The following is a 24,221-nucleotide window of genomic DNA, read 5'->3' on the forward strand; positions in this document are numbered from 1 at the left end:
GTGTTTCGTCCCCGTTTTATACAAGAAGTACATTTTTATACGTTTTATACATCAAAATTGATATTGTTTGACTCAGAGCCATGTCAGGTAATATACTTATCCTTGATATTTTACTCAAATGAAGGAAAGTGTATCATAATGAATATAATTAGCACCCCAAAAATTCTTATTACGTGCGCAATAATGGCCGCACTTATTTCTTTTTGCTGTGTGACAGCTCAGGTAGCTGCCAATGAATACAAACATATCCCTACATCCAGAGAAGAACTTAACAATGCTGAAAGGGATTTAAAGGTTCTCAAAAAAAGATATCCTGACATAGAAGAAAGTACCTTTATTACTGATAATATTCAGGCACCGCTTATAAAAAACAACCCCGACCTATTAAAAAAAGCCATCAAAAAGCATGACGATGGCCTAAGAAAAGTATATATAATAGATAAAAAACATCCTGAAAGCGTTGGCAAGGGAATCTTCACTATTTCAGCGGGAAATATAGCCCTTACCCAGGGACTAATTAATGCAGAAATGGCACTGGAGCCGGGTTCTTACGCTCCAAAGCCAAACAAGGACTACGACGTATATGCCATAAGCAGTCTGGCTGTTGATTATGCCAAGGAAGCTGCCCGCTGGTATTACAATGATGATAAGGCCCAAATGGACAACAACGCAGACGAATTTGCCGTAACACTGTTGGAAAACGTGCCAACCTTAAGTATTGGCGGTAAGATCATGTCTGACCAGCGCTGGCAGGCAACACTTGGGAATATTCCTTCCTTTGAGGCCGATGAAACCGGTAAATCCCTTGAAAACGATGAAGGAAAGATCGCCAATCCATACGACACCTACGGACATATAATGGGGATTTCCCAGAACCGCGTTGGTTTTACCTACGATGATATTTCCACCAACCAGCTTTTGGTGGCAGACAGAAACGGTGACTACTGGAGTGTTTTCGCTCCCCCACAATTTGATGTGACCAAGCTGGAATTTGAACGCGCATTAGAAGATAAAACTATCATGACCCGTGGTGAAGACAGGGCTTATTATGCTGCGGGCCAGATTGCCTGGGCCATAGAAAACGACGCCTGGGATTCCAGCCATGTTGAAATGGCAGATGCCCACAAATATTTCAAGGATCTGCCTAAAGATATCAAATTCACTGCTGTCATTGCCAAAACTGACAAGGACAGCTGGAAGCTGATTGACTGGTATCTTGATGACAGCAGCTATCTTACAGAAAAACAGCAGGAAGATCTGAATTCATATATTGATGGCATGAAGGCCAGCTTTAATGATGCCGAAAACTGGTAATTGTTTTATTACAGGAGATAATCATGGATAAAAAGAGGCTTATGCAGGTGGCTGCGGGCAAAATGAAGGCTCAGCTTGTATTAAAAAACGCTCATGTATTTGCGGGTTTTACCGGCAAGTTTCTCACAACTGATATTGCAATTCAGGATGGGTATATTGCAGGGCTGGGCCAGTATGATGGTGAAAAGGAACTGGACCTTCTGGGGAAATACATTACCCCTGGTTTTATTGATTCCCACGTTCATATTGAAAGCTCCATGCTGACCCCATTTGGCTTTGCCCAGGCAGTGGTTCCAAAGGGTACCACCACCGTGGTTGCAGATCCCCATGAAATTGCCAATGTGGGCGGTGAAATGGGTATTCAATATATGCTGGATGCCTCCGAAAGCCTTCCACTGCAAATAAAATTCATGCTGCCCTCCTGCGTGCCAGCCACTCCCCTTGAGGATGCAGGGGCTGTCCTTAACGCCCGGGAGCTAAAGCCATTTTTAAAGGACAGCCGTGTTCTCGGCCTTGGGGAGCTTATGGATGTTCCGGGTGTACTTAATGAATCGGAAACAGTCTGGGACAAGCTGGATATGATTGGCCCTCACCACTTTGTGGATGGCCATGCCCCTATGCTGAAGGGCAAGGAGCTTATGGGATATGCCGCTGCCGGTGTGGACTCGGACCATGAGTGTGTAACTGTAGAGGAAGCCGAGGACCGCTTGGCTGCAGGAATGTATCTGATGATAAGGGAAGGCTCTGCCGCCCATAATCTGGAGGCCCTGTTGCCTGTAATTAACGAGCATAACAGCCGTTTTTGCTGTTTCTGTGCCGATGACCGTCACCCCGGGGACCTTATGAACGAGGGGGGCGTAAATGCCATGGTCCGTGAAGCCGTAAAACTTGGTCTTCCCGTTTGGCAGGCCCTGCAGATGGCCACAGTAAATCCAGCTTCATATTTTGGCATACGTGATACTGGGGTAATTGCCCCGGGCCGCAGGGCTGATCTGCTTGTATTCTCCAATCTGGATGATTGGGAGCCGGAGGAGGTTTATACCCATGGCAAACTGGCGGCAAGAGAGGGCAAGTGTATAACAGAACTTTGGGACAGTATTGAAATACCTCCAGTTCCAACCCGCCTGAGCAAATCCGTAAACCTGCCGGAGCTGGGCCTTGAGCATTTTAATCTGCCAATGAAGGGCAATATGGCAAATGTAATCGGTCTTATTCCCAAGCAGCTGCTGACCCGTCATTTATGGCTGGAGGTGCCCGTAAAAGATGGCGTGGCTGTGGCTTCCCCAGACCAAGATATACTTAAGCTGGCTGTATTTGAACGCCATAACAATACCGGCAAATGCGGTCTTGGACTGGTAAAGGGCTTTGGGCTGAAAAAGGGGGCCATTGCCCAAACCATAGGTCACGACAGCCACAACCTCATTGTTATAGGTGCCAACGACCAGGATATGCTGATTGCTTCCAAGAGTCTGGAAAGCTGTGGCGGAGGTATTGCCATTGCTGTTGATGGCACGGTGGAAGAAATACTGCCACTGCCTGTAGGGGGGCTTATGACGGATAAATCCGCCACTGAAGCTGCAAAGCAGGCGGAAAAGATGGAAAAACTGGCATTTAATCTTGGGGTGGACAGAGAATATGATCCCTTCCTTACCCTGGCCTTCCTCAGTCTTCCTGTGATTCCTGAGTTAAAGCTCACCGACAGAGGGCTGGTAAAGGTGCTGGAGGGCAGTATCATCGGCATAGACGAATATCGACAATAAAATAAATATAGGCAGTGGGTAGCCGCCTGTAGCACGGATCAAATCACTAAAAGTTTTCCTTGCTTTTATATAGTGCAAAAAATCATAACTCGCTTCGCTCAAACAAATGATTTTTTACACTAATACTAAAGTATAGCAAGTAAAACTTTCTTAACGTGACTTGTCCTATTGCTCCAGTCAACTACCCACTGCCTTTTTTTATCGTAATTATTGTTATTGGTCTATACCTACTGCCTTTTGTATTACAGGTGGAAATGCTCCACCTGCACCTTGTCCCCCTCAATATTCAGCACCATAAAGGACTGGGGCTTTCCGTCCCTTGGGTGGGAAACGCTGCCGGGATTAATCACCAGACAGTCCCTGCCCTCATCAATTACAGCCACATGGGTATGCCCATATACGGCAATATCGGCCCCCTTACTGACAGCCGCCTGGCGGAGAAGGGCAATATCCCGCTTTACCCCATAAATATGTCCATGGGTCAGAAAAATCTTATGGGAGCCAAGCTCTGCCAACACCTCATCATCAGCTCCGGAGCCTGGCCAGTCGCAGTTTCCTGCCACGTTAATAACCTTCTTCTCCGTCACCATGGCCAGATATTCCGCGTCCTCAATTAGATCCCCTGCATGAAGCCAGCAATCCACGCTCCCCGCCAGCTCTATAGCCCTGTCCACAGCCATGGTATTGCCGTGGCTGTCACTCATTACACCGATTCTCATTGCAAGTACTCCTTTAACTGAACAGCCATTTTGCGGAGTGCCTCTCCCCTGTGGCTGATGGCATCCTTTTCCTCCAAGGTAAGCTGTGCCATGGATTTATCCCCCACATAAAAATACGGATCATAACCAAAACCGTTGCTTCCCACAGCTTCCAATCTTATTTCACCACGGCAGAAGCCCTGGGACTGCAACACACTGCCATCAGTATCAATAAAGGTCAGGGCACACTGATACGCTGCCTCTGAGCTTTCAAGGCCCAGCTTCTTAAGCTCCTCCACCAGCTTGGCATTGTTGGAGGCATCATTGGCATTTTCCCCGGAATATCTGGCGGAATACACCCCTGGTGCCCCTCCCAGGGCCTCCACCTCCAGACCCGAATCATCTGCCAGACAGGCCATGCCCGTCTGCTCCTGATAATATTTTGCTTTTATCAGGGAATTATCAATGAAGGTCTTTCCGTCTTCCACCGGCTCAGGCAATTCACTGTCAATATCCCCCAGAGATACCAGCTCCACCGGCAAATCCAGAAAAGCGTCCTTAATTTCCTTCACCTTTCCCTTATTCCTTGTTGCGATTATAATTTTTTTCATTTATCGAAAACCAGCCTTCCATATTTCTTCCATACTTTTAAAGGTCCGTCTGAGCTATGTCAAACGGACCTCTATTAGTATACCACAAAACTTATTATATTAGAATTTGAACTGGCTCAGTGCCTGCTTCTGCTCAGTCGCCATAACGGACAGGGACTCACTTGCAGATGCAATTTCCTCGGAGGAAGCGGACTGCTCTTCAGTGGCAGCGGAAACGGATTCCATACGGGAAGAAACTTCACGTCCCTTGGAGTTGATTTCCACCACGGAATTGGAAATATTCTGGGCATCCTCGTTTACCTGTACTATGGCCGCATCCATAGCCTTTGTCTTTTCAGCACCATCCTGTACCAGATCATGGATACGTTCAAATACAGACTGCAGATCCTCAACGGACTTGGCACCATTAACAACTGCATCACAGCCCTTGTTCATGGACTCAACGGCCTCAGCAGTATCCTTCTGCATGGCATTAATCAGATCAGCAATCTTATGGGCTGCTTCCTCGGACTGTTCAGCCAACTTGCGAACCTCCTCTGCAACTACAGAGAAGCCACGGCCCTGCTCACCGGCACGGGCTGCCTCAATGGCGGCATTCAGTGCCAGCAAATTGGTCTGGCTGGCAATCTGGGAAATGGTATCAACGATGGCACCGATTTCCTCGGAACGACTGCCAAGACGGGTTACCATTTCGGCAGTACTGCTTACTGTGGACTCAACATCACGAATCTCACGAACGGATTTCTCCAGAGCCTTGTTGCCCTGCTCTGCCTCATCGGCAGCAGTCATGGAATTATTGGAAACCTCATTGGCATGGCCACGCATGGACTGAATGGAATCATTAACCTTGGTCAGAAGCTCCTGGCTTTCCTTAAGCATATTCTCCTGGTCCATAACAAGATGAGCAGCATCCCCTACAGCCTCTGCGGACTGTACAGAAGCCTGTGCAGACTGCATGGAAGCCTCCTTCAAATTGCCGGAGGAATCATTAATATCCTGAATAGCCTTGTATACGCCCTTCATATAGGTGGCCATATTGTGCTGCATTTCAGAAAGAACACGGGAAAGATGACCAAATTCATCACCACGGTTCATAGCGTGGGAAGAGCCACGGAAATCACCATCACGGAGCTTTTCACAAACTGCCACCATAGTAGAAAGCGCACTTGTAATATTGTTGGCGGTAAATACGCTAAAGATTCCCTGAATAACGATAGCAGCAACGGTAACCACAATAATCATCATGGCGGCACTGCTGTTGGCATCACTGTTTGCCTGGGCTGCAGCCTCAGCCTGTGAATTTACAACAGCCTGCATACCATGCAGGGCATCGCGCAAACCACGGGTAGCCGGAGAACCAGCGGACTCGTAATACTCAACTGCCTCTTTGCTGTTCCCCTGAGAAGCCAAATCAACAGCATGGTCCATAACATTCTTATAGTTTGCCCACTGCTTGTCGATTTCAGCGGTGTCCTCCGCCGGAGTTCCCTTTACAGCGTCCTTGTATTCAGCCAGTGACTTTTCTACGTTGTCAACACCCTCCTGCTTCTGCTTCTTCCAGGTGTTCAGACGATCCTGGGTAACATCCTGGGCAGTAATAATCTGCAGTGTCTTTACCATCATAACACGGCTGTATTCAACAGCCTTGCCCAGATGCTGTACACCCTGCATTTCCTTCTGATACATGCTCTGCATACCCTCATCAGCAGTATTCAGGGCACGATAGCCAGTGAAACTGATTACCAGCATAGCCACAGCAGCTACTGCCACAATCATCAGCAGCTTTCCTGCAACTTTAATGTCATTAAAACCCATAAAAATAACCTCCTATATTTTAAACATAAAAAGACCGTTACCCCGAAACACAGGGTAACCGGCCCCATCATTACATTCTTAATTGACCTTAGCAGTAATGTGGTGCCATTCCTCTGGTTCATCCAACATACCTAAAATCCTAAGAAAATCACAATCTTCAATTTGCAAAGACATTATATCACAATAATAATTAATTTTTCTACTGCCTAAAAAATAAAATTCGATGGCTAATGAAATTTCGCAAGCATCAGCCATCGAATCTATTTACATATTAAATAACTCTTCAGCTACGCTAAATTTGGGCTTAAGGACCATGGCCTGCTTGGAAGGCAATGCCATTCCCTCCTCATTCTTTGGAATAGGCTGGTTCTTGTCCACCACATATTCCATATGAGGAGGCTTGCGTTGTCTGCTCTTTACCTTGCCCTCCACATACTCCGTAATCATAATGCTGCCATCGGGCATCATACGGCGGACAATCTCGGTTACCTGCCCCTCATTTTTTACCGTCTGGATTGCTTCCTTCTGCTCCCTCATTTCCTCAAGGGTATCGCGAACAGAACCCAGCTTCTCAATTAGAATTTCCTTAAAGGCTTCTGAAGGGGTAACAGCAGTTGAATCAGCAGATGTACTGTCACTCCTTGAAACGACTTTTTCAGAAACCGTCGTCCCTTCCATATTAATGGAATTACTTGTTCTTACTGACATGAGTTCACCTTCCTTTTGCAAAATCGCAATTTTCCGGTGCCGTCCCTAGCTTACATATATCCCTATGTTATTTTTATCGGCAATATGTGGCTAATCCTTAATAAAGCACTATGAAAGCCCTTACACGAAATCACTGTTCATCTTCATCTTTCAATTCGATTCACTAAGATTTCACAGTAAAAGGAGCCTGTGAAAATCACAGACTCCTCAAAGACACTTATTTGTCAGGAATAACCGGTATCTGCAAATAGCTCTTATATTTTCCGCCCATATAGATGATATGGCGTCCCTTGTTGCGGGAGGCAGGTGGCAGAATCTGCCCTGAAGGTTCAAATTCCTCCTTCACAAAGCCGCCCAATTCCTTCATCTCAACCTTGTCCGAAGGGTTATAGGTATATCCGTCCTTTGGAATGCTGACCTTAGCTGTGCCAAATGGAGGTACCATGCTTCCATCTGGTGCAGCATACGGAACAATGGTCAGAAGCAGTGATTCCCCCGCATGGTATTTCATGCCCATAGGCCAAATCGGAATATCCACCGCCACAATTTCCCCAGGATTTAAAAGCTCTTCCTTGGTGCTGGCAAGAATCGGGTCATAATCCGTGGACTGCGCCTTATCCAAGGCCCGCTGGGATACCCGCAAAAAGCCCTGAGACTGAATAAGCTGCCCGGTCATTGGGTCAGGAATAAGATTCCCCTCCTTGTCCAGCTTCTCCACCAGAGCCACCAGCTCCATATCATCAGAACCTTCTGCAGCCACATTCAGATGCAGCTTCATGTAGCCCGTTAGCTCAGTATCCTTGTCAAACTTTATGGTGAAGGTGTTATTGGCCGGCTGGGTCACTTCATAGGCTATCTGCTGCTCAGCCTTGCCATTCTTCTCACTGAGCCGCCCCTCGTCATTAAGATACAGCTTCTCATATTTGGTCTGAGGCAACGGGAAATCCTTCTCCACTCTGTCCACCACATCCTGGTGGCCCGGATCCAATACGGAAATGCGCACCCTTGGAGTCTTTTCCCAGTCATTGGCCACATCGTTCAAATAGTGGTCAAAAAACTTGCGCAGCTCCTCCACATGCTTAGGCTCATAATAATCCATCCACTCATTGGTATTGTGAACCCTCAGCCACTTATCCTTGCTGGCAATCTTCTGGAAACCCCTGAATGTTCCGTGGGTATGAACAGGATTGGTGTAGCTGGCCACCACATAGGCGGGAATATTAATGTTTGACAGCTTTGCAATTTTATCCTGCCAATAGCCGTCCATCAATGTATGGGTTACCACCATGCGTGGCTGATCCTCTATAAGATTACGGCTGGCAAAGGTATCAAAAATCTTTTCAGGGAAAACAGGGTTTGGAATACCGCCGCGGTTGGCAGTCTCACGGAAATGGTCCACAAAGCCCTCCCAAGGGGCAATGGCTGCCAGATGAGGTGGCTGTTCCCCCGCAATAAACCACTGGGAAACCGTAAGCCATGAATTGCCGGACATTCCGACTTTACCGTTGGACCAAGGCTGGGCTGCCGCCCACTCAATGGTGTCCCGTCCATCAAGGGAATTCTCATGTCCCCAGTAGTTCAGATTCCCCTGTGACTCGTAGGCCCCACGGCTGTCCGGGTTGATGATTACATAGCCATGCTGTACCCAATAGGCAGGATCCGGCCCTTCAAACTTCTGTAAGCCCGATACTGCATCCACTGGCACCCCGGAGCGGAAAGGCACATCATCCAGCCACTGGCCGCCAATTTCCTTGCCATAAGGGCTCCAAGCCATAATGGCAGGATGCTTTTCATTATCCACAGGGCGGAAAATATCCGTATAAATCACTGTGCCATCCCGCAGGGTTACTGGCACATCCTTTTCAAACAAAATATCACAGGAAAGAGGCTTAGCCCCCGGCATACGCACAGTCCCCGCCTTTAAAACCATGGTTTCAGTTTTAAATTCTGCCCCTCTGGCCCGAACTGCCTCAGGAGACAGGCCCTTACGATAATAAACCTCAATGGTCTCCCCATTCTCCATCTTCTGGGGAATAGTTATTGCACTGCTGTTATCCGCTGAAGCAATCCCCATGCCCCCGGAAAAAGCACAGCAGGCCACCAGGCCTCCCACGCACAACATCCGTTTTAAATAACGCAGTTTAGAATTATTCATAAAATATCCACCTCTTATGTGCTATAGCTGCTTAGCTAAGTATAGCACCATAAAATTTTTCATGTAAGCAAATATTTTACTGACGTAATTTATTTGCCATACTCTGCTGCCAGCTTCTTGAAGGCAGGTATAGACTTTTCTATAGTTTCCTGCTTTATGCAGTAGGCGGCGCGAAAGTACCCCGGGCAGCCGAAGTCGGAGCCTGGAACCAGCAGCAAATCATACTTCTTGGCTCTCTCGCAGAAGGCGTAATCATCCTCCTCCAAAGCCTTTGGGAAGAGATAGAAGGCACCCTGTGGCTTCTGACAGGTAAAGCCCGCCTCAACAAGTCCATTATAGAGAAGATTGCCGTTTCGCTCATAGGCGGCAATGTTTGATGGCTCATCTACGCAACGGGCCACCACCCTCTGGAACAGGGAGTTGGCATTTACATGGGTGAGAACTCTGGCAGCACCCGCTATGCCTCCATAAACCCGTTCAAAATCCGCCACCTCATCCGGCACCACAATGTAGCCAATACGCTCACCCGGCAAAGAAAGTGACTTGCTCCAAGAGTAACATACCAAAGTATTCTTGTAATATTTAGGAATATATGGCACCGTAAGACCGCCATACACCAGCTCACGATACGGCTCATCAGAAATTATAAATATTGGATGACCAAATTCCTTTTCTTTCTCGGCAAGAATCTCAGCCAGTCTTTTTATGGTTTCCTCGGAATATACCACGCCGCTTGGATTATTAGGGGAATTTACAATAACCGCCTTGGTATCTGGGGTAAGCATCTCCTCAAATTTATCAAACTGAATCTGGAAATCAGCAGTATTGGCAGGCACCACCTTCAGCTCAGAGCCCATAGCCTCCACAAAGCACTTGTATTCCGGAAAATATGGGGCAAAGGTGAGAAATTCATTCTTTCCCTCATCCTCAGTCAGTGCCTTAAAGCAAATGGTAATGGCCGCAGCGGCACCGGAGGTCATAAAAAGATTTTTTCCTCCAAAACTGGTACCAAAACGGCGATTTATACTTCTGGCGATTGTTTCCCTTACCTCCGGATCCCCAGGAGCCACTGTATAGCCGTGGAGTGCCACGGAATCCACCTCATTGAGTACGTCTATAATAGCTTCCTTCACCTTTTCAGGAGCCGGTACATTGGGGTTTCCTATGGAAAAGTCGAAGACATTTTCCTCCCCTACCTCTGCCGCCCTTTTACGGCCAAACTCAAAAATAGTTCTGATAGTGGACTTCTTTGTACCCAGTACATAGCTCTTTTCTGAAATCATTCCAATACCCCATTTCATATATAAAAATCAATTAAGTAAGCACAATTACTTTACAATTATACAATAAAAATAGGTGTAAGGCCAGTTTCGTGTACTGACTTTACACCTTTTGTTTACTCCACAAAGTATTGCATGCTGGTTTTCTTCCACTCTTTTTCCGTGAACTGCAGCTCATACTGGTCTATGCCTGTCTCTTCGGACAGCTCTTTTGCAAATTCTATGCAGCTTTCCCTGCTGTCCATGTGAATCATGGTATAGAAATTGTATGGCCAGTCCGGTGCGGTATTGCGGTCATAGCAATGGGTAACCTCACTGTGGGCACACATCTTTGCCGCCACCTCATCCATTCTTTCAGAAGGTACCACCCAAACCACCAGGGCATTGGCCTTGAAGCCCACCTCCACGTGACGGAGGACAGCCCCCATTTTTCTGAGGATTCCCTCTTCCTTCATCTCATCAAGGCGCTTAAGCAATTCCTCCTGGGAAATACCGATTTCCTCGGCTATTAATTTATAGGGCTCTGAACAGATGGGAAAATCGCTCTGCAAAGCCCGTACTATTTTCTTGTCCGTTTCCGTAAAATTCATAACCGGCCTCACTTCAATTTAAACTGCACATCTATCTTGTACTTCTTCTGGGAATACAAATCCAAAAGGGATATAACTCCCGGCAATGCACGAATCTCAGACAATATCTGCTTTCTCCGCTCATCACTGTTGGTAATGGCAGTAAACCACAGTACATAACCGCATGTACGCTGATAATTGTGAGTTATTTCCGGATATTCATTGATTCTGGCTGCAACATCCGCCACATGGCCCGATTCAATCTTAACCGCCACCAAAGTACCGCTGTAGCCCAGCTTGTCAGAATTAAAGAAGGCTCCCACCTTGCGGATAAAGCCCTCCTGCTTCAGCTCCTGCAGTCTGGAAATAACTCTGTCCTCAGATACTCCCAGCTGCTTTGCCATGACCTCGTAGGGCTTGGGTACAAACTGCACACCGCACTGTAATATATTAAGAAGCTGTTTATCAAATGCTGTTAGCTCCATGTTCTCTCCTTACACACCCAAAAAATAAGCTCCCCTGCCCTTAAGCAAAGGAGCCCTTATTATTTTATCAAATCCATGGATTAACAGTCAAGAAAATGTGAAGCCTATTCACTTTTTCAATCTTGTTCAACTTTTTTCAACCATTTATAACCACGTTCAAACATTTTAAACAATGGTTAATCATCTTCCCCGTCATTGCTTCCGTCATCCTCCAGCAGGCAGTCCGCAATAACATTCAACAGTTCTTCGCGGCCCAGATTCTTTACGGAAGAATATGGGAGCACGTCCAGCTCAGGCACACCAAGTGTACGCTTAATCTGGGATATGTTTTTCGCCACGGCATTTTTGCTGAGCTTGTCCACCTTGGTGGCAATCACCAGCACAGGCAGATTGTGCTCCACCAGCCAGCGGAACATTTCCACATCCGAGGCCATAGGCTCATGGCGGCTGTCAATAAGCTGGCACACAAACTGCAGATCCTCAGAGCCCAAAAGATACTCATTGATGAATTTGCTCCAAATCTTACGGCGCTGGGCACCGGTTTTGGCATAGCCATATCCCGGCAAATCCACCAGATAAAAATCCTTCCTCTCCTGGTCATCATCAATCTTTGCACCGATTTCATAAAAGTTTATGGTCTGTGTCTTGCCCGGCTGACTGGATACCCTGGCCAGCTGATTAACCCGTGTTAGAGAATTAATTAGTGAGGACTTGCCCACATTGGAACGGCCGATAAACACGATTTCCTTACGGCGAACCTCGGGATACTGCTCCGGCTTTACGGCCGAGGCCAGATATTTGCCCTGGGTAATAATAACCTTTTCTGCCATAGCTACCTCACTTCAAAAGGGCATTTTCCAACACCTTGTCCACATGGTCCACGGTGATAAATTCCATCTTCTCACGGACATTTTCCGGGATTTCCTCAATATCGCGGCGATTTTCTTCTGGCAGTATAATGGTCTTGATACCCTCACGATATGCGGCCAGCACCTTTTCCTTCAGTCCGCCAATTGCCAGAACACGGCCGCGAATGGTAATCTCCCCTGTCATGGCCACATCACTGCGCACCTTTCTGCCAGTGAGGGCTGACACCATGGCTGTGGCCATGGTAATGCCTGCAGAAGGGCCGTCCTTTGGCACTGCCCCTTCAGGGAAATGGATATGTATATCATTCTCCTCATAGAACTTAGGAGAAAGCTTAAATTTCTTCTGACGGCTGCGGATATAGGACAATGCTGCCTGGGCAGACTCCTTCATCACATCTCCCAGCTTGCCGGTGAGTATGAGCTGCCCCTTGCCCGGGAACACATTAACCTCAGTAGGAAGAATATCTCCCCCCACCTGGGTCCAGGCCATTCCTGTGCAGAGGCCCACCTCTGGCTTGCGCTTTTCCTTGGTGTGATGGTATTTAATCTTGCCTAAAATATCCACAAGATTCTTGGTGGTAACCTTCACACAATCCTCTTCGCCCTCCACCAGCTTCTTGGCCACCTTGCGGCAAAGCTGTCCGATAACTCTCTCCAGCTCACGGACACCGGCCTCGCGGGTATAGTCGGTAATAAGGCGCTGAATTACCCCCGCACCAATGCGAAGGTTCTTGCTGGTAAGTCCATTGGACTCATGCTGTCTTGGCACCAGATAACGCTTGGCAATCTCCAGCTTCTCCTGCTCAGTGTAGGAGGAAAGTGTAATAATCTCCATACGGTCCCGGAGAGGACTAGGAATATTCCCCAGATTATTGGCAGTCACAATCCACAGAACCTGTGACAAATCAAATGGCAGCTCCACATAGTGGTCGCTAAAGGTGTTGTTCTGGGCAGGATCAAGGACCTCCAACAGTGCAGATGTAGGATCTCCCTTGTAATCAGCCGCCATCTTGTCCACCTCGTCCAAAAGGAACACAGGATTCTTGGTTCCGCTCTTTTTCAGGGCAGCCAAAACACGGCCTGGCATAGCCCCCACGTAGGTACGACGATGACCTCTGATTTCAGCCTCATCACGAACTCCACCCAAGGAAGCTCTTACGAATTTTCTCCCAAGGGCACGGGCCACGGAGCTGGCCAGAGATGTCTTACCTACACCAGGAGGGCCCACAAGACACATAATAGGGGCATTCTGGCCGTCAGTAAGCTGTCTTACTGCCAAATATTCCAGAATACGCTCCTTCACCTTCTCAAGGCCATAATGATCCTTGTCCAGCACTTCTGCGGCCTTCTTGATGTCCTTGTTGTCCTCAGTGGTCTTATTCCAAGGCATATCCAACAGTGTCTCAATATAAGTGGTAATAACACTTGCCTCCTGGGACATGTTTCCGGCACGCTCCAGTCGGGTGATTTCCTTGTTGATGGTCTTTACCACGTCATCCGGGTATTTTTCGGCCCGCATACGCTTGCGGTAGCCCTCAATATCCCCCTGGACGCCGTCCTTGTCACCCAGCTCATTATGGATAGCCTTAACCTTCTCACGAAGATAATACTCCTTCTGAACCTTTTCAATCTGCTTGCGGACACGTCCGCTGACCTTTTTCTCGATTTCCAGGATTTCACGCTCGCGCTTCAGCACACCGTAAAGCCGCTCCAGACGTGCCTTTATATCGATGCACTCCAGAAGCTCCTGACGCTCCTCCAGCTTCAGATTCAGATGGCCTGCAATCATATCTGCCAGACGGCCCGCATCAGAAATAATGGACACGGAAACGATGGCATCAGCAGGAATCTTGCGGCTGGTTTTCACCCACTGCTCAAATTCATGGACAACTACCCGGACCAGTGCCTCCATTTCAAGGCTCTGCTCAGTAACATCCTCGTATTCGTGAACATCAACGTCGATGAAATCACCATCATCATAGCAGTTCACAATCTGGGCACGGTAAAGGCCCTCCACCAGGACACGCACGGTGCCCCCGGGCATCTTCACCAGATGCTTTATCTCAGCCACAGTACCCACGGAGTACAGATCCTCAAAGCCCGGCTTTTCAATATCTGCATCCTTTTGGGCTGTCAGCATAATAACCTTGTCATCCAGCATGGCCTGCTCCAGGGCAGCCACAGACTGCTCACGGCCAGCATCAAGATGAACCATCATATATGGAAATACCATCATGCCTCTAAGTGGCAACAGCGGTAATCTTCTCAACTCATTTTTCAAATAAAACACCTCCTGGTGCATTCTAAAATAAATAGACGTTGCACAAGCAACGTCTATAGTAACTCACTCCTTAGGCGGAAGCTTCGTTTTTGGCAGAAAGCCGTGTCTTGTCGTAGCTAAGGATAGGGTCTACCTTATCCTCCACAACGGCCTTGGTAACCTGACACTTGGTAACGCCCTCAAGAGATGGAATTTCATACATGACGTTCTTCATTATGCTTTCAAGTATGGAACGAAGTCCACGGGCCCCGGTCTTACGCTTCAGAGCCTCCTTGGCAATGGAACGCAATGCTTCATCGTCAAAGGACAAACTTACATCATCCAAATCAAGAAGTGCCTTAAACTGTTTAACCAGCGCATTCTTTGGCTTTGTCAAAATCTCTATCAGAGCATCCTCATCCAGAGAATCCAAAGTAACTACCACCGGCAGACGGCCAATGAACTCCGGAATAAGACCGCTCTTCATCAAATCATCTGGTACAATGTGCTTTAATACCTCACCAATCTCTCCCTTTTCCTTGGAAGTGACCTTGGCACCAAAGCCCATGTTCTTGTTACCACGACGCTTATTTATAATTTTTTCGATGCCCGCAAATGCACCACCGCAAATAAAGAGAATATTGGTGGTATCAATCTGCAGAAGCTCCTGATGCGGGTGCTTGCGGCCGCCCTGTGGCGGTACAGAAGCAACAGTACCCTCAAGAATCTTCAGCAGAGCCTGCTGAACACCCTCGCCGGACACATCACGGGTAATGGAAACATTTTCGCCCTTACGGGAAATCTTGTCTATCTCATCAATATAGATAATTCCACGCTCAGCCTTGGAAATATCAAAATCTGCTGCCTGTATCAGCTTTAAGAGAATATTTTCGACATCCTCACCCACATATCCTGCCTCAGTAAGGGTGGTAGCATCAGCAACAGCAAACGGAACCTGCAGAATCTTTGCCAGAGTCTGGGCCAGCAGGGTTTTACCGCTACCAGTAGGACCAATCATCAGAATATTGGACTTCTGCAGCTCCACGTCAACATCGAACATCTCGCCGGAGTTAATGCGCTTGTAATGATTGTATACAGCCACAGCCAAGGTTTTCTTGGCCTCCTCCTGGCCGATTACGTATTCGTCCAGAATAGCCTTGATCTCTTTTGGCTTTGGCAAAGAGCGCAGCTCCTCAGGAGCAGCCGTCGCATTTTCCTCGGAAACAATCTCCTGACACAGCTCTATACACTCGTCACAAATATATACGCCAGGACCTGCCACCAGCTTGCGAACTAAATCCTCTGTCTTGCCACAGAAGGAACAGGTCAGCTTTTCATTATCATCGAAGCTCATAATAGTGCCTCCTTACTCGTCCTTGTCAGCTTTCTCCTCAGGACGAACAATAACCTTATCAACCAAACCGTATGCCACTGCTTCCTCAGCGCTCATGAAGTTGTCGCGCTCAGTATCAGTATTAATCTTGTCCAAAGACTGGCCGGTGTGGTTGGCCAAAACCTTGTTGATCATATCACGGGTACGCTGCATTTCCTGGGCCTGAATCTGAATATCAGTGGACTGACCACGGGCGCCGCCCAATGGCTGATGAATCATGATACGGGCATTTGGAAGGGCAAAGCGCTTGTCCTTGGCACCTGCTGTCAAAAGCAGGGAACCCATGCTGGCAGCCTGTCCAACGCAAATGGTGGACACATCCGGCTTAATATACTGCATGGTATCGTAAATTGCCATTCCCGCAGTAACTACACCGCCAGGGCTGTTAATGTAGAGATAAATGTCCTTGTCCGGATCCTCAGACTCCAAGAAAAGCAGCTGAGCCACTACGGAGCTGGCCACACTATCGTTAATCTCCCCAGTCAGCATAACAATACGGTCTTTCAAAAGACGGGAATATATATCGTAGGAACGCTCACCGTTGCCGGACTGCTCAACTACATAAGGAACAAAATAACTCACTGATAATCACCTCATATTAATATCATAACAAAACTAAGTTTAATAATTATAATATACCATTAGTCAAAATGTCAAATACATCAATCTTAACTTTACTATAATATCAATATAGCAGTAATTCAATTAATTTCCAATTAAAAATTAACCCTCCGCCCAAAGAACTTTCCTTGGGCGGGGGATATAATTTTTTCAGTCAATATTGCTTACTGTGCAATGCTGTCGATTACGAAGTTTGCAGTCTTTCTTCTGAGAACAGTAGCTGCCAGATCGCCAAGACGGCCCTGCTCAGCAATAATCTTCTTAACCTGCTTTGCAGTTGCGCCGTAAGCTGCAGCCATGGTTGCAACCTCGTTGTCCAGATCCTCAGCCTCAACCTTGATACCCTCAGCCTTGGCAATGGCCTCCAGAACCAGATCAACCTTAACGTTGGAAGCTGCAGTCTCCTTGTAGTTCTCACGGAGCTTGTTGATATCAGTGCCAGCGTAAGCCATGTACTGCTCCAGCTTCAGACCCTGCTGCTCAAGGCGGAGAGCCATCTCCTGAACCATAGCATTTACGCGGTTCTCAATCATAACCTCTGGGATATCAACCTTTGCATTGTCAGCAGCCATGTTGATAGCCTTCTCGCGCTTCTCGGACTCAGCCTTGGTCTCAGCGCTCTTCTCCAGATTGCTCTTCAGATCAGCCTTCAGCTCGTCCAGAGTCTGGAAAGTGCTTGCCTTCTTGGCAAAATCGTCATTCAGCTCAGGGAGAACCTTCTTCTTGATGCTCTTTACAGTGCACTTGAATACTGCTGGCTTGCCCTTAAGCTCCTCAGAGTGGTACTCCTCAGGGAAAGTAACGTTAACTTCCTTCTCCTCGCCAACCTTGGCGCCGATGAGCTGGTCCTCAAAGCCTGGAATGAAGGAATTGGAACCAATCTGGAGAGGATAATCCTTGCCCTCGCCACCAGCGAAAGCCTCACCATCTACAAAGCCCTTGAAGTCCAGAGTGATGAAGTTGTCCTTCTCAACTGCTGCGCCTTCCTCAGCCTCAACCATATCAGCCTGACGGTCCAGCATGCGAACAAGCTGCTGCTGAATTACCTCGTCATCAACTACGTCCTTCTCAACCTCTACCTTAAGGCCCTTGTACTCGCCCAGCTCAACCTCTGGCTTCTTGGTGGCAACAGCCTTGAATACCAGATCCTTGCCCAGCTCCAGAGTGTCTACATCAAGCTCAGGACGGGTAACAATATCAATATTCTCCTGTGCAAGAGCTTCATTCAAAGCCTTAGGAGCAACCATCTCAAAAGCATCAGTCATAACATACTCTTTGCCCACGTGACGCTCTACAATCTTCTTTGGAGCCTTACCCTTACGGAAACCAGGGATATTTACGCGGTTAGCAAGCTTCTTTGCTGCTGCATCGTATGCCTTGTCCAGCTCTGCTGCAGGAACAGTAATGTTCAATTCAACCTGCTGGTTCTCTAAATCTTTTACACTAACTTCCATTGTCTTAAAAGACCTCCTAATGTATTCTTTATGGGGCTTTAACCCACTTGTGACCTGTTTATGCCCACATAGTAAACATAATAGCATATATGGGGATTTAATACAAGGTACTCAGTTGTTTTTATAGTCGCAAGTATCGATATTATATATTAAATCATATTGACAGTTTTTATTAATTATTTTAAACTATAATTAAATTTTATTTATATTATTAATTCTATATCTTTTCTCTTTTTCATTTAACTGATTAATATCATAGTAGCCTTAGAAAGAAACCTTCTTGAGGTACGTGATATAATAGAGGCATCAAAATGACAATTTTAGACACTAACGGAATTCCTTTTTCCAAACCAACATTCTGGCTCAATTTCAAGGAATATGTTAAAATATGCTCAGAAATCAATCAAATATATGAAATTCAATACAAAGGTAAGCCTATTGCTGCACATGCATCTTTTGGCATTGATGGAAAGGCATACATTTATTGGTTTGAAAATCATGGTTTTGACAACTACAACATATTCTTACGGGTCATAGATGAGCATTAAGGAGGTGCCTACGATGGAGAAACTGACGATACGACTAAATAATGTTAAAGATACATATTATGGTTTTGTTGCAGCCGTGCTGACATATGTAAAAAAGAAACCATCCAGGCAGAAAAAGGTCGAGGCCTTCGTGGAGAATCATCCAGAAGCCCTAACTGCTGATATCCTTGATTTCATATCCAGTCAGGATGATTTCTTTGATGATGCTGCCTATGATCATGCCGAGGTTAGCTAATTAAAAGGGTACCATTATAAAAGAAATAATAAAGATTCCAAAATCATAATAAGCATTTCAAAACTATTGTTTTTTCTCCATAATTTATGTACATCATTCTGTACATATAAGGATGTGCCATTTATGACTACAACCACGATTACAAATTTTAGAAAAAATATTTTTTCGCTGGTTGAGACTGCTGTGCGCTTCAACGAGCCCATACATATAACTTCAAAGAGCGGAAATGCAGTCATGATAAGCGAAGATGAATACAGGAGCTTAATAGAGACAGTTAGTTTATCCTCTGTTCCCGGGATGAAGGAGAAATTACTTGAAGGAGCGAATACTCCTTTATCAGATACCATCCCTGAAGATGAGGTAGTATGGTAATAATATGTTTAATAAAAAAGCTGATGCAAAGATGAACCTTCATCTCTTGCACCAGCTTTTTAGCTTTTTAACTTATTCTTTATCTCAGCACTTCCACAGGGGTCAGAATCTGTTCTCCCCGGTCATTGGAGAATACTTCTGCCCGGACGCCGAAGACCTCTTTCAGGAAGGTTTCGTTCATGACCGTATCCGGGGCTCCTGCAGTGTAGATGCCCTTGTCCTTCACCACCACCAGATAATCTGAATACTTCACCGCCTGGTTCAGCTCGTGGAGCACCATTACCACCGTAATGCCCCAATTTTCATTGAGACGCTTTACAATTTCCATTACCTCCAGCTGATGGGCAATATCCAGATAGGTGGTGGGCTCATCAAGGATGAGAATTTCAGGCTTCTGGGCAAGTGCCATGGCTATCCACGCCCGCTGTCTTTCACCGCCGGAAAGGGACATGACCTGACGATGCCTTAAATGGGACACGTTGGTTTCAGACATGGCCCACTCCACAGCCTCCTCGTCCTCTATCTGATTGCTCTTTTTAAACCAGCTCCGATAAGGAAACCTTCCGTAATCCACCAACTGCTCCACGGTTACATCTGGAGGGGCCTGCATGCCCTGGGGAAGCACCGCCAGCTTTCTGGCCAGCTCCTTGCGCTTGATTTTCTTTAAATCAATACCGTCTATGATAACCTGTCCACCGTAATTGCTGTTGATGCCCGCCACCGCCTTAAGCAGGGTGGATTTTCCCGCACCATTTGGACCGATGACAGAAGTTATTTTTCCCTCCGGGATAGAGGCATTAATTCCCTCCAGAATAACCTTGTCATTTATGGCCACAGACAGATTTTTTGCTTCAATTGACATTACAGCTCCCTCCTTAACAAGAACAGGAAGAATGGAGCACCAAATGCCGCCATCAAAATACCAACTGGCAGCTCCACAGGGGCAAAGGCCACCCGGGCCACCGTGTCGCATATAGTCACCACGCCTATTCCCAAAAGTGCTGAGGCAGGCAACAGAAATCTGTAGTCAGAGCCCACTATAAGTCTGGCGGCATGGGGCACAATAAGTCCCACGAAGCCCAAAAGCCCCACCACAGAAACTGCACTGGCTGCCAAAAGGGCCGCAATGGCGGTAAGGACAATACGGGTGAGCTCTACTCTGACTCCCAGTCCCTTGGCCACCTCGTCCCCTAATTGCAAAATATTGATGTGTCTGGCTGCCAGCAGGGCAAGAATGCCGCCCCCCAAGGAATAAGGCCAGATCATGGCCACATGGGGCCAGCTTCTGGCAGAAAGGCCGCCCACCATCCACATAAGGGCGTTGTGAATCTTATCGCTGTTAAAAATCATCATGCCCGAAATGCCAGCACCTAAAAATGCGGACACCGCCACACCAGCCAAAATAATGCGGACAGGCCTGATGCCGTTTTTCCATGCCAAAATATAAATGCACACTGCCGCCAGCATGGCCCCCACAAATGCCACAGGGGTAACAAACATCTCATAGCCAGGGAAAATCAGCATAACCATGATGCCCGCAATACCCGCACCAGAGGAAATACCAATAATATGTGGATCCGCCAGAGGGTTTTTCATAACCGCCTGCAAAATGGCCCCGGATAGGGCCAGATTCATGCCCACCAGTGCCCCCACCACCGTTCTTGGCAAACGGATACTGTTCAATATTTTTTCATGGGTTCCCGTGGCATTTCCCATAAGGGAATCCAGCACCTCCTGGGCAGGAATTGAAACGGAACCCATCATTATGCTAAGTAGAAAGCCTACGACCGCTAAAATGGCGAATATCGCCAAAATAGATATTCGCCACTTAACGCTGCTTTTATTATCGCTCAATTTATTATGCTCCTTTAAAACAGCTCTGGATAAACCTTCTTGGCCATCTCCTGATAGCACTCAGGATAGTTAAGGCCCGGACTCAAAAGAAACAGGTCCTGAGGCAGGAAATACACCTTGTTGTTCTGTACTGCACTAATGGCATTCCAGGCCGGATTCTTCTTCATTTCTCCAAGGAGATTATCCTCCTGGGACTTGGCATTGCCCATGGTTACCACAAAGAGAATCTCAGGATTCTGCTCCACCATGGTCTCCATGCTGTACGGAGTTGCATCAGGGTTCTTCTCCATTGGAGTCAGACCCTCTGCCACATTTTTCCAGCCCAAATCCTTCACCACAGAGCCCGCAATACTGCCGCTGAGCTGAATATTAAGGTTCTGGGATGAGCTAAAGAGCACTGCCACCCGTTTTTCTTCCTTCGGCAGCTTCTCCTTGATGGCGGTTATTTTCTTGTCCATATCTGCTATGGCCGCTGCCGCCTTTTCCTTCTCCCCTGTTACCTGTCCAAATATTTCCAGCTCACGCTTTACGTCCTCATAAGTTTTGGACTTAAGTACAATTGAAGGAATGCCATTATCCTCCAGCACCTTTATGAGCTTTTCGTTTACCCCCTGATGGATAACCACCAAATCCGGATTTAAGGACAGGACCTTTTCTACATCCACCTGTATGGACTTGCCAACTACTTCAATATCCTTGGCAAAATCCGGAGCCACCTGGGAAGTCGGACGTCCTACGATATTTCCTCCCACCAGATGCAATGGCTCCAAAAATGAGGCTGACAATACCACGATGCGCTTAGGAGGCCCGGAAAGCTTCACTTCCCTGCCGGAGTCATCAGTAATAACAACATCCTTACCATCACTGCTCTGCTGGGTGACGGTACTTCCGCCACAACCGGCCATGCTCAATATCATCAGAGATAACATTATGAGCATGACAGATTTCAAAAATTTCATAGAACACCCCTCCAGTTAATAGCCTTCCAGCTAATCTGTTTCAACTGGCTGGAAGTTCTTTGTAAAATCCTCAGAAGCAATATACTGCTTCATAAAATTAAGAAATCTTTCGTCCCTGTCAGTAAGCTCCTTGTCCTTGCCCCAATACAGGCAAATGTGCACTGTAAGTGGCGGTGTCAGCTGACGGCGGACGAATTTTGTTTCCTCCCGGGTTACGAAATCCGGAAGTACGGATATACCAAGTCTGTTGGCCACCAGCTGCTTTATGGTTTTCAGCTGGGTGGTACACAGCAAAATATTGGGCACAAAGCCCCGTTCCACGCAACGCTCATACACATGCTGATACTGGTATGTATTTGACTGCTGCATTATGAACTGCTCGTTGCGGAGATCGTCAAATTCAATCTGATTTCTCTTGGCCAGCTCCAGCTCCGGGCTGACGCAGAGGCTTAAATTATCGGTCTGAATCAGCATTTCATGATCTCTGTCAGTGAGTTCATCTGTAAAAATAATGCCAAAATCCAGCTCACCCTTGTCTGCCTTCTGCAAAACCTCAGTGGAATCGCTGTATTCCTTCACATCAAGGCTCATATTCGGATACATATCCTTAAAGCTGGTAAAGAGGTCAGGAAACAAATAGGCCTCCACCATTGGCGGAATGCCAAAATGAACCGTACCCAGCTTTTCCTGCTGGAAACGGGCCATGTCGTTTTTTGTATCCTCCACATCCTTCATTATCTTTTCCGCGTGAAGCAAAAAGGCCTTTCCCTCCTTGGTGAGGGTAACGTGCTTCTGACGGCGGTCAATAAGGGTCAGCTTCAACTCACTTTCCAGAGCCTTTATTGCCTTGGTCACAGATGGCTGTGAAACGTGTAAATATTCAGCGGTTCTCGTAAAATTTTCCAGTTTGCTGATGGCACAAAAATACTCCAACTGCCTAAAATCCATTATTATGCCCCCAAACATTTCATTTCAATTCATTTCATTTGTTTTTATGGCGCCTGTCCGCCTTTTATGGTGCTTTTCACACTCTGTCTATTATTTATTAGTTATAAAACAATAAAGCAAAAGGTTGTATTATGGAAGCAATTATGGACATTGCCGGTTGCTTTGGAAATTATAGGACAAAATTCGCCATAGGAGTACATTCCCGAGAATCTGATATTACGAGGTACAACCGCAGAATATCCCTTGGTCTCATCCACCATATCATCATTTGTAAAGGTCATAAGCCTTGAAACACAGGAAGTAATAATGGCTGATGTGTACTCGTATTTATGCTCGTTAGCCACATCCACAATGGCGGATTGAATGGCCTTGGCCACTGAATGGGCCACGTCCTTGCGGCTGAACATGGCCAGCTGAATATTGGCCCCCTGGGGTACATTTCCCAAAAATACGCCAGCCCCACTTTCTAAATCTATGCTGTCAAGATTGCGGATAACCTGGATTTCATCGCCTTCCACTGTGGTATAGGTAACCAGGAACGGAGAACCCACAAACTGCATTACCAGATTTTTCGCATCCAGATCAAAGCCCGCAGCCTGCAAGGCCTCCACCATTGTCTTGTTCCCCAGCTTGTACACCACATTTCCTCTGGCTTCAGTGACTGTCTCATCAAAATCTGCCACCGTTTCCACGGAAAACTCGCCCTTTATAACGGGCTTTGTATTGCCACCAATCAGGACCATAACCATGCCAGCCCTGTTCACCTGAGAATTCAGCATAACACTGCATTCATCGAACACGAAATTATCTGAGGAAAAACCGCCAAAAACAGGTATTCCCCCGCTTACATCATCCAGCACATTAACAAATTCATCCCCTGGAATTTTTGGATCTTTGACGGCATAAGTGATAATTACCTTCGGCCGCCAGCCCCCAAGGTCATTTTTCAGCGTATTAAAGGTCCGTCTGATTTCCGCCTTGTAATTGTCCTCTGTCAGCTCCCCGGTTATCCCGGCAGCAAAGCTGCAATCATCTGCAGTAAACACATGCAAGGAAATACCTTCCTTGGCATAGCCCTGCTGCTCTGAAAACAAGGACATGGCACTGCAGCCCATAATCGGGAATTTAAATTCCTCTCTCAGCTTTTCTCCCAATTCCTCAAAATCCGTCTCTGCGTGGGCAAATACCACTCCCAGGGAATTTCTGGCCAGCTCAAAATCTTTCAGCTTCTCCTTAAGCTCCGCCACACCCAGGTCAAGATCGTCCATGTTCTTTGTAAAAACGGCTAAAGACCGCATCCCATTCACCTCTAT

Annotated in this window: 23 protein-coding genes; 5 read left to right on the forward strand and 18 right to left on the reverse strand. The window is 46.9% G+C overall.

From position 1 onward, the window contains the following. The first annotated feature begins 183 nt into the window (after nt 1-183). Both T525_RS0100475 and ade read left to right on the forward strand, forming a co-directional pair. On the forward strand, nt 184-1,314 hold the full coding sequence (locus T525_RS0100475; protein WP_198022574.1) for a hypothetical protein: 1,131 nt from the start codon (nt 184-186) through the stop codon (nt 1,312-1,314). A 23-nt stretch (nt 1,315-1,337) separates the two neighbouring features. Next, nucleotides 1,338-3,074, forward strand: a complete 1,737-nt coding sequence (gene ade / locus T525_RS0100480; RefSeq protein ID WP_027405544.1) for an adenine deaminase — start codon at nt 1,338-1,340, stop codon at nt 3,072-3,074. A gap of 242 nt (nt 3,075-3,316) precedes the next feature. Here the strand turns inward: ade and T525_RS0100485 are convergent, their stop codons facing one another. From T525_RS0100485 to tig, 13 genes are all read right to left on the reverse strand, one after another. After that, entirely contained in the window at nt 3,317-3,793 is a 477-nt protein-coding gene (locus tag T525_RS0100485) for a metallophosphoesterase (RefSeq protein ID WP_027405545.1), read from the reverse strand. Next, nucleotides 3,790-4,383, reverse strand: a complete 594-nt coding sequence (gene rdgB, locus T525_RS0100490; protein WP_027405546.1) for an RdgB/HAM1 family non-canonical purine NTP pyrophosphatase — start codon at nt 4,381-4,383, stop codon at nt 3,790-3,792. The genes T525_RS0100485 and rdgB overlap by 4 nt, the downstream gene beginning before the upstream one ends. A 99-nt stretch (nt 4,384-4,482) precedes the next feature. Continuing rightward, a complete protein-coding gene (locus T525_RS0100495) occupies nt 4,483-6,198 on the reverse strand; it encodes a methyl-accepting chemotaxis protein (RefSeq protein WP_027405547.1) in 1,716 nt (571 codons plus the stop codon). A 264-nt stretch (nt 6,199-6,462) separates the two neighbouring features. Then, complete coding sequence (locus tag T525_RS0100500; protein ID WP_027405548.1) at nt 6,463-6,906, reverse strand: hypothetical protein; 444 nt, start codon at nt 6,904-6,906, stop codon at nt 6,463-6,465. 217 nt (nt 6,907-7,123) lie between these two features. After that, a complete protein-coding gene (locus tag T525_RS13785) occupies nt 7,124-9,061 on the reverse strand; it encodes a CocE/NonD family hydrolase (RefSeq protein WP_051533313.1) in 1,938 nt (645 codons plus the stop codon). Nucleotides 9,062-9,150: 89 nt separating this feature from the next. Next, entirely contained in the window at nt 9,151-10,344 is a 1,194-nt protein-coding gene (locus T525_RS0100510; RefSeq protein ID WP_027405549.1) for a pyridoxal phosphate-dependent aminotransferase, read from the reverse strand. 113 nt (nt 10,345-10,457) lie between these two features. Continuing rightward, on the reverse strand, nt 10,458-10,931 hold the full coding sequence (locus T525_RS0100515; RefSeq protein ID WP_037324712.1) for an AsnC family transcriptional regulator: 474 nt from the start codon (nt 10,929-10,931) through the stop codon (nt 10,458-10,460). Nucleotides 10,932-10,939: 8 nt separating this feature from the next. Beyond that, on the reverse strand, nt 10,940-11,395 hold the full coding sequence (locus tag T525_RS0100520; RefSeq protein ID WP_027405551.1) for an AsnC family transcriptional regulator: 456 nt from the start codon (nt 11,393-11,395) through the stop codon (nt 10,940-10,942). A gap of 176 nt (nt 11,396-11,571) precedes the next feature. Further along, on the reverse strand, nt 11,572-12,225 hold the full coding sequence (yihA, locus tag T525_RS0100525) for a ribosome biogenesis GTP-binding protein YihA/YsxC (protein ID WP_027405552.1): 654 nt from the start codon (nt 12,223-12,225) through the stop codon (nt 11,572-11,574). A gap of 7 nt (nt 12,226-12,232) precedes the next feature. Continuing rightward, nucleotides 12,233-14,545: an endopeptidase La gene (gene lon, locus T525_RS0100530; protein ID WP_027405553.1), complete on the reverse strand. Its 2,313-nt coding sequence runs from the start codon at nt 14,543-14,545 to the stop codon at nt 12,233-12,235. A 70-nt stretch (nt 14,546-14,615) separates the two neighbouring features. Further along, complete coding sequence (gene clpX / locus T525_RS0100535; RefSeq protein ID WP_037324716.1) at nt 14,616-15,878, reverse strand: ATP-dependent Clp protease ATP-binding subunit ClpX; 1,263 nt, start codon at nt 15,876-15,878, stop codon at nt 14,616-14,618. Between the two features lie 12 nt (nt 15,879-15,890). Then, nucleotides 15,891-16,499: an ATP-dependent Clp endopeptidase proteolytic subunit ClpP gene (gene clpP, locus T525_RS0100540; RefSeq protein ID WP_027405555.1), complete on the reverse strand. Its 609-nt coding sequence runs from the start codon at nt 16,497-16,499 to the stop codon at nt 15,891-15,893. Nucleotides 16,500-16,702: 203 nt separating this feature from the next. After that, a complete protein-coding gene (gene tig / locus T525_RS0100545) occupies nt 16,703-17,992 on the reverse strand; it encodes a trigger factor (RefSeq protein WP_027405556.1) in 1,290 nt (429 codons plus the stop codon). 311 nt (nt 17,993-18,303) lie between these two features. Here tig and T525_RS0100550 point away from each other — a divergent pair, with 311 nt between their 5' ends. The 3 genes from T525_RS0100550 (at nt 18,304) to T525_RS0100560 (ending at nt 19,147) form a co-directional block, all read left to right on the forward strand. Further along, a complete protein-coding gene (locus tag T525_RS0100550) occupies nt 18,304-18,540 on the forward strand; it encodes a hypothetical protein (RefSeq protein WP_027405557.1) in 237 nt (78 codons plus the stop codon). A 13-nt stretch (nt 18,541-18,553) separates the two neighbouring features. Further along, the gene (locus T525_RS0100555) at nt 18,554-18,775 is read left to right on the forward strand and encodes a hypothetical protein (protein ID WP_027405558.1); all 222 of its coding nucleotides are present in this window, start codon (nt 18,554-18,556) and stop codon (nt 18,773-18,775) included. A gap of 123 nt (nt 18,776-18,898) precedes the next feature. Further along, on the forward strand, nt 18,899-19,147 hold the full coding sequence (locus tag T525_RS0100560) for a type II toxin-antitoxin system Phd/YefM family antitoxin (protein WP_027405559.1): 249 nt from the start codon (nt 18,899-18,901) through the stop codon (nt 19,145-19,147). Nucleotides 19,148-19,226: 79 nt separating this feature from the next. Here T525_RS0100560 and T525_RS0100565 read toward each other — a convergent pair whose 3' ends face one another. The 5 genes from T525_RS0100565 to T525_RS0100585 form a co-directional block, all read right to left on the reverse strand. Beyond that, nucleotides 19,227-20,009, reverse strand: a complete 783-nt coding sequence (locus T525_RS0100565; protein WP_027405560.1) for an ABC transporter ATP-binding protein — start codon at nt 20,007-20,009, stop codon at nt 19,227-19,229. Continuing rightward, a complete protein-coding gene (locus T525_RS0100570; RefSeq protein WP_027405561.1) occupies nt 20,009-21,001 on the reverse strand; it encodes an iron ABC transporter permease in 993 nt (330 codons plus the stop codon). The genes T525_RS0100565 and T525_RS0100570 overlap by 1 nt, the downstream gene beginning before the upstream one ends. Before the next feature lie 14 nt (nt 21,002-21,015). Next, nucleotides 21,016-21,960 (reverse strand): ABC transporter substrate-binding protein, encoded by a 945-nt coding sequence (locus T525_RS0100575; protein ID WP_027405562.1) that lies wholly within the window; start codon nt 21,958-21,960, stop codon nt 21,016-21,018. Between the two features lie 30 nt (nt 21,961-21,990). After that, nucleotides 21,991-22,908: a LysR family transcriptional regulator gene (locus T525_RS0100580; RefSeq protein ID WP_027405563.1), complete on the reverse strand. Its 918-nt coding sequence runs from the start codon at nt 22,906-22,908 to the stop codon at nt 21,991-21,993. A gap of 101 nt (nt 22,909-23,009) precedes the next feature. Beyond that, complete coding sequence (locus T525_RS0100585) at nt 23,010-24,206, reverse strand: FIST signal transduction protein (RefSeq protein ID WP_027405564.1); 1,197 nt, start codon at nt 24,204-24,206, stop codon at nt 23,010-23,012. Between the last annotated feature and the right edge of the window lie 15 nt (nt 24,207-24,221).

It is taken from the genome of Anaerovibrio sp. RM50, assembly GCF_000622005.1.
In the GTDB taxonomy this organism is placed as follows: Bacteria; Bacillota; Negativicutes; order Selenomonadales; family Selenomonadaceae; genus Anaerovibrio.